15 protein-coding genes, 1 other RNA gene and 1 pseudogene are annotated in these 15,731 nt (G+C 42.6%); 10 read left to right on the top strand and 7 right to left on the bottom strand.

Annotated features, from left to right (window positions below; genetic code table 11):
* A pseudogene (locus EAE89_RS01270) lies at positions 1–226 on the bottom strand (IS110 family transposase); the annotation flags it as partial.
* 424 nt (positions 227–650) lie between these two features.
* Between EAE89_RS01270 and acnB the strand changes: the two are divergent.
* Positions 651–3,248, top strand: a complete 2,598-nt coding sequence (gene acnB, locus EAE89_RS01275) for a bifunctional aconitate hydratase 2/2-methylisocitrate dehydratase (protein WP_214085246.1) — start codon at positions 651–653, stop codon at positions 3,246–3,248.
* A gap of 249 nt (positions 3,249–3,497) precedes the next feature.
* On the opposite strand, the gene EAE89_RS24275 is transcribed toward acnB, so the two are convergent.
* Positions 3,498–3,779, bottom strand: a complete 282-nt coding sequence (locus EAE89_RS24275) for a Dabb family protein (protein ID WP_214085307.1) — start codon at positions 3,777–3,779, stop codon at positions 3,498–3,500.
* Between the two features lie 430 nt (positions 3,780–4,209).
* On the opposite strand from EAE89_RS24275, the gene EAE89_RS01285 reads away from it, so the two are divergent.
* Positions 4,210–4,578, top strand: coding sequence for a YacL family protein (locus EAE89_RS01285; protein ID WP_054475280.1), 369 nt, complete (start codon positions 4,210–4,212; stop codon positions 4,576–4,578).
* Positions 4,579–4,719: 141 nt separating this feature from the next.
* Positions 4,720–5,574: a small-conductance mechanosensitive channel MscS gene (mscS, locus tag EAE89_RS01290; protein ID WP_149617465.1), complete on the top strand. Its 855-nt coding sequence runs from the start codon at positions 4,720–4,722 to the stop codon at positions 5,572–5,574.
* Positions 5,575–5,683: 109 nt separating this feature from the next.
* Here the strand turns inward: mscS and EAE89_RS01295 are convergent, their stop codons facing one another.
* Positions 5,684–6,064 carry a hypothetical protein gene (locus tag EAE89_RS01295; RefSeq protein ID WP_054475277.1) on the bottom strand — a complete coding sequence of 127 codons (381 nt, stop codon included), beginning with the start codon at positions 6,062–6,064 and terminating at the stop codon, positions 5,684–5,686.
* A gap of 236 nt (positions 6,065–6,300) precedes the next feature.
* On the opposite strand from EAE89_RS01295, the gene argO reads away from it, so the two are divergent.
* Together argO and EAE89_RS01305 are read left to right on the top strand one after the other, a co-directional pair.
* On the top strand, positions 6,301–6,936 hold the full coding sequence (gene argO, locus EAE89_RS01300) for an arginine exporter ArgO (RefSeq protein ID WP_054475276.1): 636 nt from the start codon (positions 6,301–6,303) through the stop codon (positions 6,934–6,936).
* Between the two features lie 111 nt (positions 6,937–7,047).
* A complete protein-coding gene (locus EAE89_RS01305) occupies positions 7,048–7,770 on the top strand; it encodes an oxidative stress defense protein (RefSeq protein WP_214085247.1) in 723 nt (240 codons plus the stop codon).
* Here the strand turns inward: EAE89_RS01305 and EAE89_RS01310 are convergent.
* The gene (locus EAE89_RS01310) at positions 7,767–8,669 is read right to left on the bottom strand and encodes a LysR family transcriptional regulator ArgP (RefSeq protein ID WP_054475274.1); all 903 of its coding nucleotides are present in this window, start codon (positions 8,667–8,669) and stop codon (positions 7,767–7,769) included. The genes EAE89_RS01305 and EAE89_RS01310 overlap by 4 nt on opposite strands.
* Positions 8,670–8,796: 127 nt before the next feature.
* On the opposite strand from EAE89_RS01310, the gene rpiA reads away from it, so the two are divergent.
* On the top strand, positions 8,797–9,453 hold the full coding sequence (gene rpiA / locus EAE89_RS01315; RefSeq protein ID WP_054475272.1) for a ribose-5-phosphate isomerase RpiA: 657 nt from the start codon (positions 8,797–8,799) through the stop codon (positions 9,451–9,453).
* A gap of 279 nt (positions 9,454–9,732) precedes the next feature.
* Positions 9,733–10,974: a phosphoglycerate dehydrogenase gene (gene serA / locus EAE89_RS01320; RefSeq protein ID WP_054475271.1), complete on the top strand. Its 1,242-nt coding sequence runs from the start codon at positions 9,733–9,735 to the stop codon at positions 10,972–10,974.
* 49 nt (positions 10,975–11,023) lie between these two features.
* On the opposite strand, the gene EAE89_RS01325 is transcribed toward serA, so the two are convergent.
* The 3 genes from EAE89_RS01325 to zapA form a co-directional block, all read right to left on the bottom strand.
* On the bottom strand, positions 11,024–11,620 hold the full coding sequence (locus EAE89_RS01325) for a 5-formyltetrahydrofolate cyclo-ligase (RefSeq protein ID WP_214085248.1): 597 nt from the start codon (positions 11,618–11,620) through the stop codon (positions 11,024–11,026).
* 37 nt (positions 11,621–11,657) lie between these two features.
* Positions 11,658–11,843: non-coding RNA, 6S RNA (ssrS, locus tag EAE89_RS01330), on the bottom strand.
* Between the two features lie 113 nt (positions 11,844–11,956).
* On the bottom strand, positions 11,957–12,286 hold the full coding sequence (zapA, locus tag EAE89_RS01335; protein WP_054475269.1) for a cell division protein ZapA: 330 nt from the start codon (positions 12,284–12,286) through the stop codon (positions 11,957–11,959).
* A gap of 186 nt (positions 12,287–12,472) precedes the next feature.
* Here zapA and EAE89_RS01340 point away from each other — a divergent pair, with 186 nt between their 5' ends.
* The 3 genes from EAE89_RS01340 (at position 12,473) to ubiH (ending at position 15,728) form a co-directional block, all read left to right on the top strand.
* A complete protein-coding gene (locus EAE89_RS01340; RefSeq protein ID WP_054475267.1) occupies positions 12,473–13,051 on the top strand; it encodes a YecA/YgfB family protein in 579 nt (192 codons plus the stop codon).
* Between the two features lie 173 nt (positions 13,052–13,224).
* The gene (gene pepP, locus EAE89_RS01345) at positions 13,225–14,541 is read left to right on the top strand and encodes a Xaa-Pro aminopeptidase (protein ID WP_214085249.1); all 1,317 of its coding nucleotides are present in this window, start codon (positions 13,225–13,227) and stop codon (positions 14,539–14,541) included.
* An 8-nt stretch (positions 14,542–14,549) separates the two neighbouring features.
* On the top strand, positions 14,550–15,728 hold the full coding sequence (gene ubiH, locus EAE89_RS01350; RefSeq protein ID WP_214085250.1) for a 2-octaprenyl-6-methoxyphenyl hydroxylase: 1,179 nt from the start codon (positions 14,550–14,552) through the stop codon (positions 15,726–15,728).
* The last annotated feature ends 3 nt before the right edge of the window (positions 15,729–15,731 follow it).

The raw sequence follows: 15,731 nt of genomic DNA on the forward strand, positions 1-15,731 counted from the left end.
AAATCAGCTTGGCCTCATGCCCAAAATCAGCGATCCGTCTTGCCATGAAATGCGCGCCCGCACAGGCTTCCATCACCACTATTGCCGGAGAGCAGCCAGCTAAGAATTCCATCAATTTAGTTCGGGTGAATTTTTTACGCAGCAACGCTTTTCCTGATTGATCCTGACAATGGATATGAAAGGAATGCTTGCCAAGATCGATGCCAATCAATGCGATAGTGTTCATGATGGTGGCCTCTTAAATAAAAAATAAATCACACGCTGTCAATATATCGCTAACAGGGTGAGGGCGGCCATCTCATTAGTGTGGTTTTTATGGATGCAGCTGGTGAAAATCAGCGGAATAATCTGCTTTAACCGCTTTATCTACTATGTATTCAGAATTTTACTATCAGTTAATGTTACTTTTATGTGAACGAATTAACATAGCATTCAAATTTTGGTATGCTGGGCGCCCGAAGCTAGGCATAACTTAACTTGAACTGATTAGGTTATGCCCGCAATCCTCTGACCTGGCACCCGGAACCATAACTCACAGCTTGCTCCAGTCAGCGTTATTGTAGCGAAAACACAATAGTCTGATAAGACAGGTTTTAAGTCGGGTGCAGACAGCCGGGTATATAAATGACAATGAGAGCGAGGAGAAAGTCGTGCTAGAAGAATACCGCAAGCACGTAGCCGAACGTGCAGTCCAAGGCGTCGTCCCTAAGCCATTGGACGCGGCGCAAGCGGCGGCGCTGGTTGAGTTACTGAAGAACCCACCAAAAGGTGAAGAAGATTTCCTGTTAGATCTGTTAATTAACCGTATTCCCCCGGGTGTTGATGAAGCGGCGTATGTAAAAGCCGGTTTTCTGGCCGCCATTACAAAGGGTGAAACCACCTCACCATTAATCACGCCAGAAAGAGCGGTTGAACTGCTTGGAACTATGCAGGGTGGTTATAATATTCATCCTCTGATCGATGCTCTGGATAATGAAAAACTGGCACCAATTGCCGCAAAAGCGCTCTCTCATACGCTGTTGATGTTTGACAATTTCTATGATGTAGAAGAAAAAGCGAAAGCAGGTAATCCACAAGCTAAACAAATTATGCAGTCTTGGGCTGATGCGCAGTGGTATTTGGAACGTCCTGAACTGGCAGAGAAAATCACCGTCACGGTATTTAAAGTGACTGGTGAAACAAACACTGACGATTTATCTCCTGCACAAGATGCATGGTCACGTCCTGATATCCCATTACATGCTCTGGCTATGCTGAAAAATGCCCGTGAAGGAATTGAACCTGATCAAGCTGGTATTATTGGCCCAATCAAACAGATTGAAGAGTTGAATAAGAAAGGCTACCCACTGGCTTATGTTGGTGATGTTGTTGGTACAGGATCTTCCCGTAAATCGGCGACTAACTCAGTGTTGTGGTTTATGGGTGATGATATTCCGTTTGTACCCAATAAACGTGGTGGCGGTGTTGTTCTGGGTGGCAAGATCGCGCCAATCTTCTTCAATACGATGGAAGATGCCGGTGCGTTGCCAATAGAGATAGACGTTACCAAATTAAATATGGGTGATGTGATTGATATCTATCCATATAAAGGTGAAGTACATAACCACGAAACTCATGAACTACTGGCTGAATTTGAACTGAAAACAGATGTATTGTTGGATGAAGTTCGTGCTGGTGGTCGTATTCCACTGATTATCGGTCGTGGCTTAACCAGTAAAGCTCGTGAATCTCTTGGCTTACCACCCAGTGATATCTTCCGTCAGGCGAAAGCGGTAGAGAAAAGCAGTCGTGGTTTCTCGCTGGCTCAGAAAATGGTTGGCCGGGCATGTGGCACTGCGGGTATTCGCCCGGGTGAATACTGCGAACCTAAAATGACCTCTGTGGGTTCTCAGGATACCACTGGTCCAATGACTCGTGATGAGCTAAAAGATTTGGCATGTCTGGGCTTCTCTGCGGATCTGGTAATGCAGTCATTCTGCCACACAGCTGCTTATCCTAAGCCAGTTGACGTCACTACTCACCATACTCTGCCTGACTTTATCATGAACCGTGGCGGTGTTTCTCTACGCCCAGGTGATGGCATTATTCACTCATGGCTAAACCGTATGTTGCTGCCTGATACCGTAGGCACTGGTGGTGACTCTCATACCCGCTTCCCGATTGGTATTTCCTTCCCGGCAGGTTCTGGTCTGGTGGCGTTTGCGGCTGCGACGGGTGTAATGCCTTTGGATATGCCTGAATCTGTTCTGGTTCGTTTTAAAGGACAGATGCAACCTGGTATTACTCTGCGTGATTTGGTGCATGCGATTCCTTACTATGCGATTCAGCAAGGTCTTCTAACGGTTGAGAAGAAAGGCAAGAAAAACATCTTCTCTGGTCGTATCCTCGAAATCGAAGGTTTGCCAGATCTGAAAGTTGAGCAAGCGTTTGAACTGGCGGATGCGTCTGCGGAACGTTCTGCTGCGGGTTGTACCATTAAACTGGATAAAGCGCCGATTATCGAATACTTGCAATCCAATATTGTATTGCTGAAATGGATGATTGCTGAGGGTTATGGTGACCGCCGTACATTGGAACGCCGTGTAACAGGTATGGAAAACTGGCTGAAAGATCCTCAACTGCTGGAGGCCGATGCTGATGCGGAATACGCAGCGGTTATCGAAATCGATCTGGCTGAAATTAAAGAGCCAATTTTATGTGCACCAAATGATCCGGATGATGCCCGTTTACTGTCTGATGTAGCTAACAGTAAAATTGATGAAGTTTTTATCGGCTCTTGTATGACTAACATTGGTCATTTCCGTGCAGCAGGTAAGTTATTGGATCAACATAAAGGCCAATTGCCAACTCGCCTATGGGTTGCTCCGCCAACGAAAATGGATGCAGCTCAACTCACAGAGGAAGGTTATTACAGCATCTTTGGTAAGAGTGGGGCGCGGGTTGAAATTCCGGGTTGTTCCCTGTGCATGGGTAACCAGGCACGTGTTGCTGATGGTGTAACGGTTGTTTCCACGTCAACTCGTAACTTTCCGAACCGTTTGGGGACGGGGGCGAATGTTTACTTGGCATCGGCTGAGCTGGCTGCTATAGCTTCTCTGTTAGGGCGCTTGCCTACATCGGAGGAGTATCAACAATTTATGAATAAAGTTGATGAGACTGCGGAAGATACTTACCGTTATCTTAATTTTGATCAACTGAACCAATACACTGAAAAAGCAGATGATGTGATTTTCCAAACTGTGGTGTAACTTTATATTTGTAGATTGCAACATAAATAATGGGAGGAAAAAGACCTCCCATTTTATTATCTGGTTGTTTTTTACAGTGCTAATTCTACGGAAAATATATAAATGAAAAGGCAAAATTGAAAATTTATCTGTATCTTACTATTGGTTAAATATTTAAATTGATTTTAAGGTTATCCATTCATACTTTATGCTTCATAGTCAAATACTATGATATCGTCGACAGAATCGATAAGGAAATCTTTTAATTTGTCATGCGCTGGGTGGTATATATCCTATGGATTTCAAGATGCTTCGCGACGGCAAGGGAGTGAATCCCCGGGAGCATAGATAACTCTGTGACCGGGGTGAGCGAGTGCAGCCAACAAAGTAGCAGCTTGAAAGATGAAGGGTATAAATAGTTTGAAATAGCTTGAAATAGCTTGAAATAGCTTTATGATCATCAAATGTCATGGTGATAGCATGTGTAAAACCTTTATTTTTGTTTTCACTACTTACATTACCACCCCACTCAACAGAAGAAATACCGTTAATTTTATGCTACATGGAAATAGCAGTATCTCTTATCGTCGTTAATTGTTGCTCTTTTATCTCGGATGTGAATTTTAATAAAAGAATATGACGTATCATAATGACTCTTGAAAAGTGTCTCTGTTTTCCAGACAAGATAGAAAATAAATGGTTGTATTGCAATATTTCTAATGTATCTCATCAGTCAGCGGTTATACGTTCAATTTTGCTGTTTTTGTTTCCCTGAGATATTATTAGCATGGTGCCATTTATCCATAGTGGATATAAGCCCTGGTAATACTAGGGGAAAATGTCGGTCATCCAGGTGCAGAATCATGCAGTTGTGTCAGTTATAGAGGCTTTTATCTCCCACTTCTAACCAGCTTGTGGGCTGATTCTGGGTTGGAGTTGCTGGAAAGTATTAGAATGAAAAAAAACGCACTGGAGGTAAATGATGGACTATGAATTTTTGCGGGATGTTACTGGACAGGTGACTACCCGGTTTTCAATGGATCACGAAGCTATTGGTCAGTGGTTGAATGAAGAAGTTAAAGGTGATTTGACTGTGCTGGATAAGATTACTTCAGCGCTGGTTGAAATTCAGGGAAGTGAACGTCAATGGCAACTCGTGGGCCATGAATATACGCTACTGATGGATGACGAAGAGGTTATGATTCGTGCCAATCAGCTTGAGTTTGAAACTGATTCGATGGAGGAGGGCATGAGTTATTACGATAATGAGAGTCTGGCCTTTTGCGGAACCAAGGATTTTATGGATATGTTGTCCAATTATCGGGATTTTATTTTGCAAAAAAACTATTGATAAGAATTTGTGTATAGACAGAAATAATTTTCTGACATGATAGTTTTTTTCTTGCAATAAATGCTTGCTATGATTAATAGTCATCAGGTAGTTTTGTTTATTTCATTATAGTTGAATAATTAAATAATCAAGGTGGTTTTAATGGAAGATATCAGTTTGTCTGGTGGTCTTAATGAGGCTACAAATTGGTTTATCAATCATCAGGATTTAATCATCCAGTATCTGGTCAATATGGTCGCGGCTGTGTTGATTCTTGTTCTGGGGTTGATGGCGGCAAGATTGATCAGTAAGGGCATTAAAAGAGTTATGTCGTTGCGCGGCATTGATGTGACTGTGTCAGATTTCTTGGCTGCTGTCGTCCGTTATTTGATTATTGCGTTCACAGTTATTGCGGTCTTGGGCAAATTAGGTGTTCAAACCGCTTCTGTGATTGCGGTTATCGGTGCTGCTGGTTTGGCCGTTGGTTTGGCTTTACAAGGTTCTCTATCCAACTTTGCAGCAGGTGTGTTATTAGTCGCTTTCCGTCCAATCCGTGCGGGTGAATATGTTATTTTGGGATCAGTTGAAGGTACTGTGATTCAGGTGCAGATTTTCGCTACCACATTGCGTACAGTCGATGACAAAATCATTGTTATTCCGAATGGGAAAATTATTGCAGATAATGTCATTAATACCAGTCGAGAACCAAACCGTCGAACTCAGATAATGGTTGGAGTTGCATATAATGCAGATATTGATGAAGTTAAAAAAGTGTTGGGCGAGGTCATTGCGGCAGACAGCCGTATTCAGCATGATAGAGGTGTGACGGTCCGCTTACATGAAATGGCACCATCCTCGCTGAATTTTGTTGTGCGTGTATGGACTACCAATGGTGACGCTTGGGATGTTTATTGGGATTTAATGGAGAACTTTAAACGCGCATTGGATAAGCACAATATCAGTATTCCTTATCCACAAATGGATGTGTATTTGCATCAGAATAAAGTCAGTGATTAATCAAAGCGGTAAGCTTTAATCACTTGATGAAAAAGATGTTGTAAGCTTTTTGCGAATAAACCAGCACCGCGCCGTAAATGGCGCGGGCAATCTGTTTATCTGACTTGTTTTATTGACATAAAGTGCCAAGATTGTTTTTAATAAAATCATCACCGATGTCTTTTGTCAGCACTATTTTCTTGTTATCAGGTAAGCAAAGTATAGCCGATGAGACATCAGAATCGTGGAAATTAATATCGGCAGTGATTGTTCCATCACCATTTTCACCTTGCACTTTAAGGATAAAACGTTCACAGCCTTTTTTGCATGAGAAAGGCTGATAGTTACTGAGCTTTACATCGGTAATATTTGCTGTACCAATATAATATTTAATTATTTCAGATTGGTTTAATATTTCTTCAACATCACTTCGAAGCAAATAGTAATTTCTGATAGTGAATACAGTAATAATAATGATTACTAACAGCATGAAGCCAATAATTTTTTTCAAAATAATCTCTTCCTCTTATGTTCACAAAATTAACAGATTTATTAATGCTTTTAGTCTGTATTATCTTGATTTACTTTGAATTAACCCGATGGTTTTTCTATAAAAATTTTCCTTTTATTAGGTGATTAGAATTTCTAATGATCGATTAGAAGCATTTATTTCCTCTAATGAGCTATTCTTCTTAATATTTAGAATATTGAAATAGCAAAGTGAATAATTATTGAGGAGTTTTTTTTATGTTAACAACGTTTGTGCAGGGGTTTTTTCTTAGCGCAGCAATGATTTTACCTCTCGGTCCACAGAACGCTTTTGTTATGCAGCAAGGCAGCAGGAGACAATTTCATTTGATGAGTGCAACTTTGTGCGCTATCAGCGATGGTTTCTTGATTGGTGTCGGTGTGTTTGGTGGTAGTGCGTTACTTGGACAATCAACGTTATTACTACAATGTGTCACTTGGGGGGGCGTCGTATTTTTATTGTGGTACGGTTGGGGAGCTTTTCGTGCGGTTCTACATGCGAATGTTGAATTGGAACAGGAACAATCTGACGATAGCAATGCCGCAAAAGATCGCTGGCGAGTCATTATGATCATCTTTGCTGTCACTTGGTTAAATCCGCATGTTTATCTGGATACTATTGTCATTCTGGGAAGTATTGGTAGCCAGCTATCCCCAGAACTTAGGCTTTGGTTTACTTTTGGCGCTGCAAGTGCTTCCATCAGTTGGTTTTTTGCTCTGGCATTTTTGGCTGCATCGTTTTCATCTGTACTGAGTAAACCACGTTCTCAACGGATTATTAATGGGTTTATCTGTATTGTGATGTGGTATATAGCCTGGCAACTTGCTAAACAGGGATTGATAATTTCTGGTTAACTTGGGTACTTCTTTGCTTACAGCGTGTGTGTTAGTGTTTTATTTATCCCGTATCTATTTCGGTCTTTCCGGGGGATAAATTTTTTGTAACAGATTTTCTACGGAGGTTGTGTGAAATTAAAATCATTGGGTTTAGCTGCAATGCTAAGTGCAGGAAGTTTGCCACTTGCTGCACAGGCGGTTGATTTACCCGCAGTTCCGCATATTGTTACTTCCGGTAATGCGATAGTTAAAGCAGAACCGAATATGGTAACTTTGATGATTAACGTCAATATTTCTGCTAAAGATGCTTCTAGTGCTAAAAAACAGGTTGATGAGCTTGTTGCTAAATATTTTGATTTTCTGAAAAAGAACGGTATTGAAAAGAAAGATATTAATGCAGCTAATCTGCGTACTCAGCCTGATTATGAGTATGATGGGGTGTCTGGCAAGTCTACGCTAAAAGGTTATCGTGCAATCCGTTCGGTGGAGGTGAAGGTTCATAAGTTGGATCAGCTTAATCCTCTGCTTGATGGTGCATTAAAAGCGGGTTTGAACGAAATCACGTCGATTGAGTTTGGTGTGGACAATCCACAAAAATATCGTGATGAAGCTCGTCAGAAAGCAATCAAGAATGCCATTGAGCAGGCTGGTGCACTGGCAACAGGCTTTAATAGCAGACTGGGTTCGATATATAGTATCAACTATCGAGCACCAGAAGCGGTTGGTCACATGAGATATCAAAATAGTGATGTGCTTATGGCGGGAGGTGCTGCTGGTGTGGGTGAAACTTACCAGCAGGAGAGCATCAACTTCAGCGATCAGGTTGATGTTGTGTTTGAACTAAAGCATTAATCAGTGTCATCTTGTCTTAACATCTGACGCCCAAGTTTCAGCAGGGCGTCAGTCACTTTTTTCATCGTCCTACTCTCCGGTGTGAAACGATGCCAATAGAGCATTCGGCGCTGACATAAACCGGGTGTCAGGTCGATCAATTCACCATTTTCTAACTCTTTATCAATCTGCAAATGAGGGATCATACAACAAGTAGAACCCTGTTTTGCTAATTGTACAAACGCTTCAGATGAGTTGACGATATGGCATGGAACACTACCCGGTGATAAATCGAAGTTCTGTTGTAGAAATGCCTGATGCATATCATCTAGGTGGTCGAATGCTACCGCTGGTGCTTTCAGTAAAGCAGAACGGGTAACTCCATTTGGAAAATAGCGGGTAGCAAATTCTGGTGAAGCAACGAATAGATAATCTAGCGCCCCTAGTGTATCGACCAGACAACTAGGTAATGGTTGAGGTTGAATACTGACCGCGCCAACAACTTCACCTCTTCTTAGTTGTTCCTGAGTACGGGTTTCATCTTCAACTTGAATATTCAGTCGGATAGGTAAATCAGCGAGTACTGGGTGTAATGCCGGTAGCAACCAGGTGGCAAGACTATCGGCGTTGACTGCCAGTGAAAGCAGTAGCGGAGTATCTGTACCATATTCATCACCCAGCCATTGTTCTTCCAGTAATTCTACCTGATGCCATAGCGCCAGCAGCTTTTGCCCCTGTTCGGTAGGACGCGGAGGAATGGTGCGTACCAGCAGAGGCTGACCGAATAGATTCTCCAACTGTTTGATACGTTGAGAGACCGCAGACTGAGTGATACAGAGTTTCTGTGCAGCGCGTTCGAAACCACGCTCACGGATAACAGCATCCAAGGCTTGCAGTGTTCGGTAATCAGGGCGTTTCATTACAGAAAGATTCTCCATTTATTTTTTTACATAGCACTATGCCATATTTTTTCAGTGGATGAGGCAAATTATTGTTTATACTAGCCGACAGGTTTTCCTTAATAATTGATATAGGCAATGAATTGATATGACTCAGGATGAACTGAAAAAAGCAGTAGGTTGGGCGGCGCTTGAATTTGTCACTCCAGGAACGATTGTCGGTGTGGGGACGGGTTCAACGGCTTCACATTTTATTGATGCTCTTGGTTCAATTAAAGACCAGATTGAAGGGGCAGTATCTAGTTCTGAGGCTTCTACTGAGAAGTTAAAAAGTTTGGGGATTCCTGTATTCGATTGTAATGAAGTGGATTCCCTTGATATCTATGTTGATGGTGCGGATGAAATCAATAGCAATATGCAAATGATTAAAGGCGGTGGTGCTGCACTGACCCGTGAAAAAATTATTGCTGCAATAGCGAAGAAATTCATTTGTATCGTTGATGTTTCTAAGCAAGTTGATGTGTTAGGTAAATTCCCTCTGCCTGTTGAAGTGATTCCAATGGCTCGTTCATATGTTGCCCGTGAATTAGTTAAATTGGGTGGTGTACCCGAATATCGCCAAAATGTTGTGACTGATAACGGTAACGTAATCCTTGACGTACATAATTTATCAATTCTCGATCCTATTGAGCTAGAGAATAAAATTAATAGTATTGCAGGTGTGGTGACTGTCGGTCTGTTTGCTAACCGTGGCGCGGATGTTGTATTGATGGGGGCATTAGATGGAGTGAAAACCATCATTTAATAATATTGTTTATGAGGGCGTAACATTTCGCCCTTAAAATTTTTTCACGCGGAATGATAAGTAAAAATTTAGTGATATATCTTATGTCTATAATGAATAGATAGTCTAAATTCTGACATTATTCTTTTCCGCATCATTTTATTCCGCATAATAACGCTTTTACTGAGATTGACTGGATAGGGGTAGCAATCGTTTATATTGCTGTGTCTGTTTTTTTTGTTATGTTGAGAGAATGAATCTTAAATGTAACGAAAATTGACGTCATAATAGGCAGGGTAAATGGTTAAGGTATCTCTGGAAAAAGATAAGATTAAATTTTTGCTATTAGAAGGTGTCCATCAAAGTACAGTGGAAAACCTGCGAGGAGCGGGCTATAGCAATATCGAATATCATAAAGGGGCGTTGGATTCCCAAGAGCTAAAAGAAGCGATTCGTGATGCTCATTTTGTTGGTATCCGTTCTCGCACACAACTAACAGAAGATATTTTTCAGGCAGCGGAAAAACTGGTTGCTGTGGGGTGTTTCTGTATCGGTACAAACCAGGTTGATCTGAAAGCCGCAGCCAAACGTGGTATTCCTGTCTTTAATGCACCGTTTTCTAATACCCGCTCTGTTGCTGAGATGGTGCTTGGTGAGTTGCTGTTGCTGCTGCGGCGTATTCCTTTAGCGAATGCAAAAGCCCATCGTGGCGTGTGGGATAAACAGGCTAAGGGCTGCTATGAAGTTCGCGGTAAAAAATTGGGTATTATCGGTTACGGTCATATTGGTACTCAGCTTGGTATTCTGGCTGAAAGTATCGGTATGGATGTCTACTTCTACGATATTGAAAATAAATTGCCATTAGGTAACGCTCATCAGGTACGTCATTTATCAGAATTACTGAATATGAGTGATGTGGTCAGTTTGCATGTACCAGAAACGCCATCAACTAAAAATATAATGGGGACAACGGAACTTGCATTGATGAAACCGGGTTCTATCCTGATCAATGCTTCACGTGGAACGGTAGTGGATATCCCGGCATTGTGTGATGCACTGGAAAGTGAACACCTGTCCGGTGCGGCGGTGGATGTATTCCCGGTTGAACCGGCGACTAATAATGATCCGTTTGAATCACCTTTGCTTAAATTTGATAACGTGTTGCTGACTCCACATATCGGTGGTTCTACTCAGGAAGCACAAGAGAACATTGGTTATGAAGTAGCAGGAAAGCTGGCGAAGTATTCTGATAATGGCTCTACCTTATCGGCAGTAAATTTCCCGGAAGTTTCTCTCCCAGCGCATGCTGATGATACTAACCGGTTTTTACATATTCACGAAAATCGTCCAGGTATACTGAATAGTATTAACCAGGTATTTGCTGAACAGGATATCAATATCGCAGCTCAGTACCTGCGTACCAGTGGGGATATGGGTTATGTGGTTATTGATATTGTGACTGAGACTCCCGCTCAGGCTGAAATGGTACTTCAAAAACTGAAAGCACTACCGGGTACTATCCGTTCTCGTCTGCTTTACTGATTATTTTGATATGGGGTAAATGGGCACATTGCGTGATGTGCCCATTTTTTTACTGCCAATGCCAGATTTTTTCAGGAGTGATGATTTCAGGTAGTGGGATATCCCAATCAGCTGATGGTAGTGAATCGACTAATTGGCAGTTATGAGCCAGCCCAATTGGGTAGAAGTTTTTTTGTTGCCATTGGCTTAGTGTACGATCGTAAAAGCCGCCTCCCATGCCAAGCCGTTGCCCTGTTCGGTCAAAAGCAACCAGCGGAACCATCATGATATCCAGTTCAGATAAGGGTAAAACCTGCTGAACATTCAGTGGTGGCTCTTCTATATTGAAACGATTTTTGACAAGTTTAGTATTCGGTTGATAGTGTAAAAATAACAGATGGTGACGGCTGAAAGGGTGCAATACTGGCAGATAGATCTGCTTATTTTGTTGCCAGGTTAGGTTAATTAGTGGACGCGTATTGATTTCACCGTCGAATGAAAGAAACAACGCGATTTTATTAGCCTGGCGAATTTTTGGATGATTAATAGCGTGCTCAGCTGCTTGTTTTGCAAAAAGGGATTGCTGTTCAGGGGACAGCTCTCGGCGCTTTTGGCGTATTGCCTTTCTGAGGTTCTGTCTCAGTGATAACAGGGGATCTGATTGCATGGAACCTACCTGTTAATAGCAGAAACGATAAAAGACGAGGTTCTCCAAGATGCCGTTACAGGTAGTAACCCTTGAACCCTTGGTTCAAGGTGAACGTAGCGTCGTATCCTTAAGGCTTCTCGGACGGACCGAGCATGCACACCGGCTACGGAGCACTACATTCTATAATGTATGAAATATCGGCTCAGGGGACTTTCCCCGTTCACGAACATCTCAGAGAAATTTATTCAGTACTTACTAAGCAACTTTTGTAGGACCTATTGTATGAAACTAAACACAGAAATCAACTTAATTATGGAACGATTCATTCACTAATGTATTATTTATCAATAAAATTCATTCATTTGATGCAATAGTACGCTCAGTGGTGCGACCTTGTTCCACTAATGCCTGTTCTATAGTCTGTTGAAGCATCTTTATTTTTTGTTCCATATTGTAGGCATAGTCACGAGTTTTCACTTTTTCTTGTGCCAGCTCATGACAGATATTCAGTGCTACAATGAAAACCAGTTGTTCAGTATTGGTTACTCTGGTGCGTTCTTTTAAATTTTCTAAACGTTGCTCAAGTTCCACAGCGGCAGCTAGCAGTGCTTCTTTCTGTTCTAATGGACAATTGACACGTAATGATCGCCCAAAAATCTGGATATCTACTGGTTGTGCAGACATGACCCCTTCCTGACTTATTACTGCGTCTTGGCTTTACTTCCTGATGAATAGGATAAAGCAGACGCCAATCATTACAACGCGATACCGACAGATAACTAACGATTAGCTACGGCTGTTGTCTAGTATAGCGACTCCCCTTGGTGGTAGCATAGCATGAACTTCCACCGTCAACGATGACCAATACACATGTCTATACATAATTCATTACCAGATTATCAATCTTTTGACGAAATATTGCATCAGCAGTCAGTAGCACTGACAGCTGCAGAGATGCATGGATTGATTAGTGGCCTGCTGTGCGGTGGTAATCGCGATAGTAGTAGCTGGCAGGCTTTAGTTCATGATTTAGCCAATGATGGTTTGGCTTTTCCCCATCCGTTGGCTCAGCAATTGCGTGAATTACGTGAAATCACATTTGAATCATTAGATGACAGTAATTTTACATTCCATTTATTGTTGCCTGATGAAGAAGGTAATGTGTTTGAACGAGCTGATGCATTGGCTGGTTGGGTGAATCATTTTTTGCTGGGGCTTGGCGTCACTCAACCAAAGCTGACAGATAAGAAAGAAGTTAGTGAGATTGTTGGTGACCTGCGCAATATCGGCCTGCTTGGTTATGAAGAAAGTGATGATCAGGAAGAATTAGCTCAGGCACTGGAAGAGGTCCTTGAATATGTGCGGGTTGCCGCCCAGCTTTGTTATATCGCGTTTACTGAGGCTAAGACCGTATCAATCCTAAAGAATGATAAGCCAACATTGCATTAATTAGTGTTTATACCCAATAGATTTCAAGATGCATCGCGACGGCCAGGGAGCGAATCCCCGGGAGCATAGCTAACTCTGTGACTGGGGTGAGTGAGTGCAGCCAACAAAGAGGCAACTTGAAAGATAACAGGTATATTGAACTCAAAATAATTAACTACGTCGCAGGAGAGGATATGACCAAACAAGAATATTTATCCCGCCGTCAGGCTTTACTGGCAAAAATGGCTCCGGCCAGCGCAGCGATTATTTTTTCTGTTCTGCCTGCGCCACGAAATTCCGATAATGAATATCCCTATCGTCAGCATAGTGATTTCCTTTATTTGACTGGGTTTAATGAACCGGAAGCTGTGCTGATATTAATTAAGAGTGATGATACGCATAATCATAGTGTTCTTTTTAATCGAGCGCGTGATTTGACGGCGGAAATTTGGTTTGGCCGTCGTCTTGGACAAGAAGCCGCCCCTAAAAAATTGGGTGTTGACCGGGCGTTGCCTTTTGATGATATCAATGAACAGCTTTATCAATTATTGAATGGGTTGGATGTGGTTTACCACGCACAAGGCGAATTTGCCTATGCAGACGAAATTGTTTTTCATGCGCTGGACACATTAAGAAAGGGTGGTCGTCGCAACCTTTCCGCCCCTTTAACCATGACTGACTGGCGTCCGTGGTTACATGAAATGCGATTGTTCAAATCTAAGGCCGAGATTGAAATTATGCGTCGGGCTGGTGAAATCAGCGCACAGGCACATACGCGCGCGATGAGAGTTTGTCTCCCGGGAATGTTTGAATATCAACTAGAAGCCGAAATTCATCATGAATTCACCTATCAAGGTGCTCGTTATCCTGCTTATAACACGATTGTAGGAAGTGGTGAAAATAGCTGCATTTTGCACTATACCGAGAATGAAAGCAGGATGAAAGAGGGTGATTTGGTGCTGATTGACGCAGGTTGTGAATATCTGGGTTATGCCGGAGATATCACCCGTACTTTCCCTATAAATGGCAAATTTACCCGTGCGCAGCGTGAAATTTACGATATCGTATTGAAAACACTGAATGTTTCACTTGAGCTGTACAAGCCCGGTACCAGTATCAGCAAAGTAACAGAACATGTTGTGCGGATTATGGTAGAAGAGTTGGTGAAATTGGGCATTATGCACGGTGAAGTTGAACATTTGATCGAAACCAAAGCATATCGTCAGTTCTTTATGCATGGTCTTAGCCATTGGTTAGGATTGGATGTGCATGATGTCGGGCACTATGGCGTAGAGCGCGATCGTATTCTGGAGCCGGGAATGGTGTTGACGGTTGAACCGGGGCTTTATATTGCACCGGATGCAGATGTGCCACTGGAATATCGTGGTATTGGTATTCGTATTGAAGATGACATTGTGATTACTGAAACAGGCAACGAAAACCTGACGGCCAGTGTTGTTAAAGGCGCTGATGAGATTGAAGCTCTGATGGCGAAAGCAAAACAGGGTTAAGTTAAAGTATGAACGTGATTATAGTTGGTGGTGGCATGACCGGCGCGACGCTGGCGTTGGCGATATCTTCCCTGAGTAAGGGGCAGATTCATGTTTCCCTGATTGAAGCAGCAGAGCCGGAGCAGAAACACCCCGGCTTTGATGCCAGAGCGATAGCGTTGGCTTACGGTACTTGTCAGCGTTTACAACAGATCGGGGTTTGGTCTGCTTTGGAAGATTATGTGATACCAATAACTCACGTTCATGTTAGTGACCGTGGTCATGCGGGGTTTGTCAACCTTAGCGCTAAAGACTATAACATTCCAGCTCTGGGAAATGTTATCGAATTGTATGATGCTGGGCTGTGTTTGTTCGGATTACTGAAAAATGCGCCTGGTGTTACGCTGTATTGTCCATCCAAGGTTCTGGCTGTTGAGAGAACGACATCATCGGTGGTAGTGACACTGGATAATGGTGAACAACTCCAGGGTGAATTGTTAGTGGCAGCGGATGGTAGCCATTCTGCTATTGGTCACGCTTGTCACATTCAACGGCAACAGCACCGTTATGAACAGGTTGCAGTGATTACGAATGTATTAACTTCAGAGCATCCGCAAGGTAGAGCATTTGAACGTTTCACAGAATATGGCCCGCTTGCGCTGTTGCCGATGTCTGGAGGTCGAAGCTCACTGGTATGGTGTCATCGATTGGAACAACAAAAGGAGATCGTTGGCTGGAATAATGAACAATTTCTGAGGCAGTTACAGTGTGCATTTGGTTGGAGATTGGGCAAAATATTGGAAGCCGGTCAGCGTCATAGTTATCCACTAACACTATCCATTTCAAATCAACAAGTTAGCCACCGATTGGCGCTGGTGGGAAATGCCGCACAAACATTACATCCGATTGCTGGTCAGGGTTTTAATCTTGGTATGAGAGATGTGATGACACTGGCTCAGATTGTTTCTCAAGCTTTTGCAGCGGGTCAGGATATTGGTACTTATTCGGTTCTGGTCAACTATCAGCAGCAACGGGTTTCAGATCGGGAAAATACCATTGGTATGACTGATGGATTGATACGGATATTTGCTAATCATTATTTTCCATTGATAGTTGGGCGTAATCTTGGCCTGATGGCAATGGAAAAATTCTCTCCTGTGCGGGATATGCTGGCCCGTCAGACTTTGGGCTTGGTTACCCGGGGATAACCG

Source organism: Photorhabdus heterorhabditis (assembly GCF_018448905.1).
In the GTDB taxonomy this organism is placed as follows: domain Bacteria; phylum Pseudomonadota; class Gammaproteobacteria; order Enterobacterales; family Enterobacteriaceae; genus Photorhabdus; species Photorhabdus heterorhabditis.

Bases quoted from the DNA above. Each gene is read 5' to 3' on its own strand.
- pepP (WP_214085249.1), top strand. From the start codon at position 13,225: ATGACCAAACAAGAATATTTATCCCGCCGTCAGGCTTTACTGGCAAAA.
- ubiH (WP_214085250.1), top strand. From the start codon at position 14,550: ATGAACGTGATTATAGTTGGTGGTGGCATGACCGGCGCGACGCTGGCG.
- zapA (WP_054475269.1), bottom strand. From the start codon at position 12,286: ATGTCTGCACAACCAGTAGATATCCAGATTTTTGGGCGATCATTACGT.
- mscS (WP_149617465.1), top strand. From the start codon at position 4,720: ATGGAAGATATCAGTTTGTCTGGTGGTCTTAATGAGGCTACAAATTGG.
- EAE89_RS01285 (WP_054475280.1), top strand. From the start codon at position 4,210: ATGGACTATGAATTTTTGCGGGATGTTACTGGACAGGTGACTACCCGG.
- argO (WP_054475276.1), top strand. From the start codon at position 6,301: ATGTTAACAACGTTTGTGCAGGGGTTTTTTCTTAGCGCAGCAATGATT.
- rpiA (WP_054475272.1), top strand. From the start codon at position 8,797: ATGACTCAGGATGAACTGAAAAAAGCAGTAGGTTGGGCGGCGCTTGAA.
- serA (WP_054475271.1), top strand. From the start codon at position 9,733: ATGGTTAAGGTATCTCTGGAAAAAGATAAGATTAAATTTTTGCTATTA.
- EAE89_RS01340 (WP_054475267.1), top strand. From the start codon at position 12,473: ATGTCTATACATAATTCATTACCAGATTATCAATCTTTTGACGAAATA.
- EAE89_RS01325 (WP_214085248.1), bottom strand. From the start codon at position 11,620: ATGCAATCAGATCCCCTGTTATCACTGAGACAGAACCTCAGAAAGGCA.
- EAE89_RS01310 (WP_054475274.1), bottom strand. From the start codon at position 8,669: ATGAAACGCCCTGATTACCGAACACTGCAAGCCTTGGATGCTGTTATC.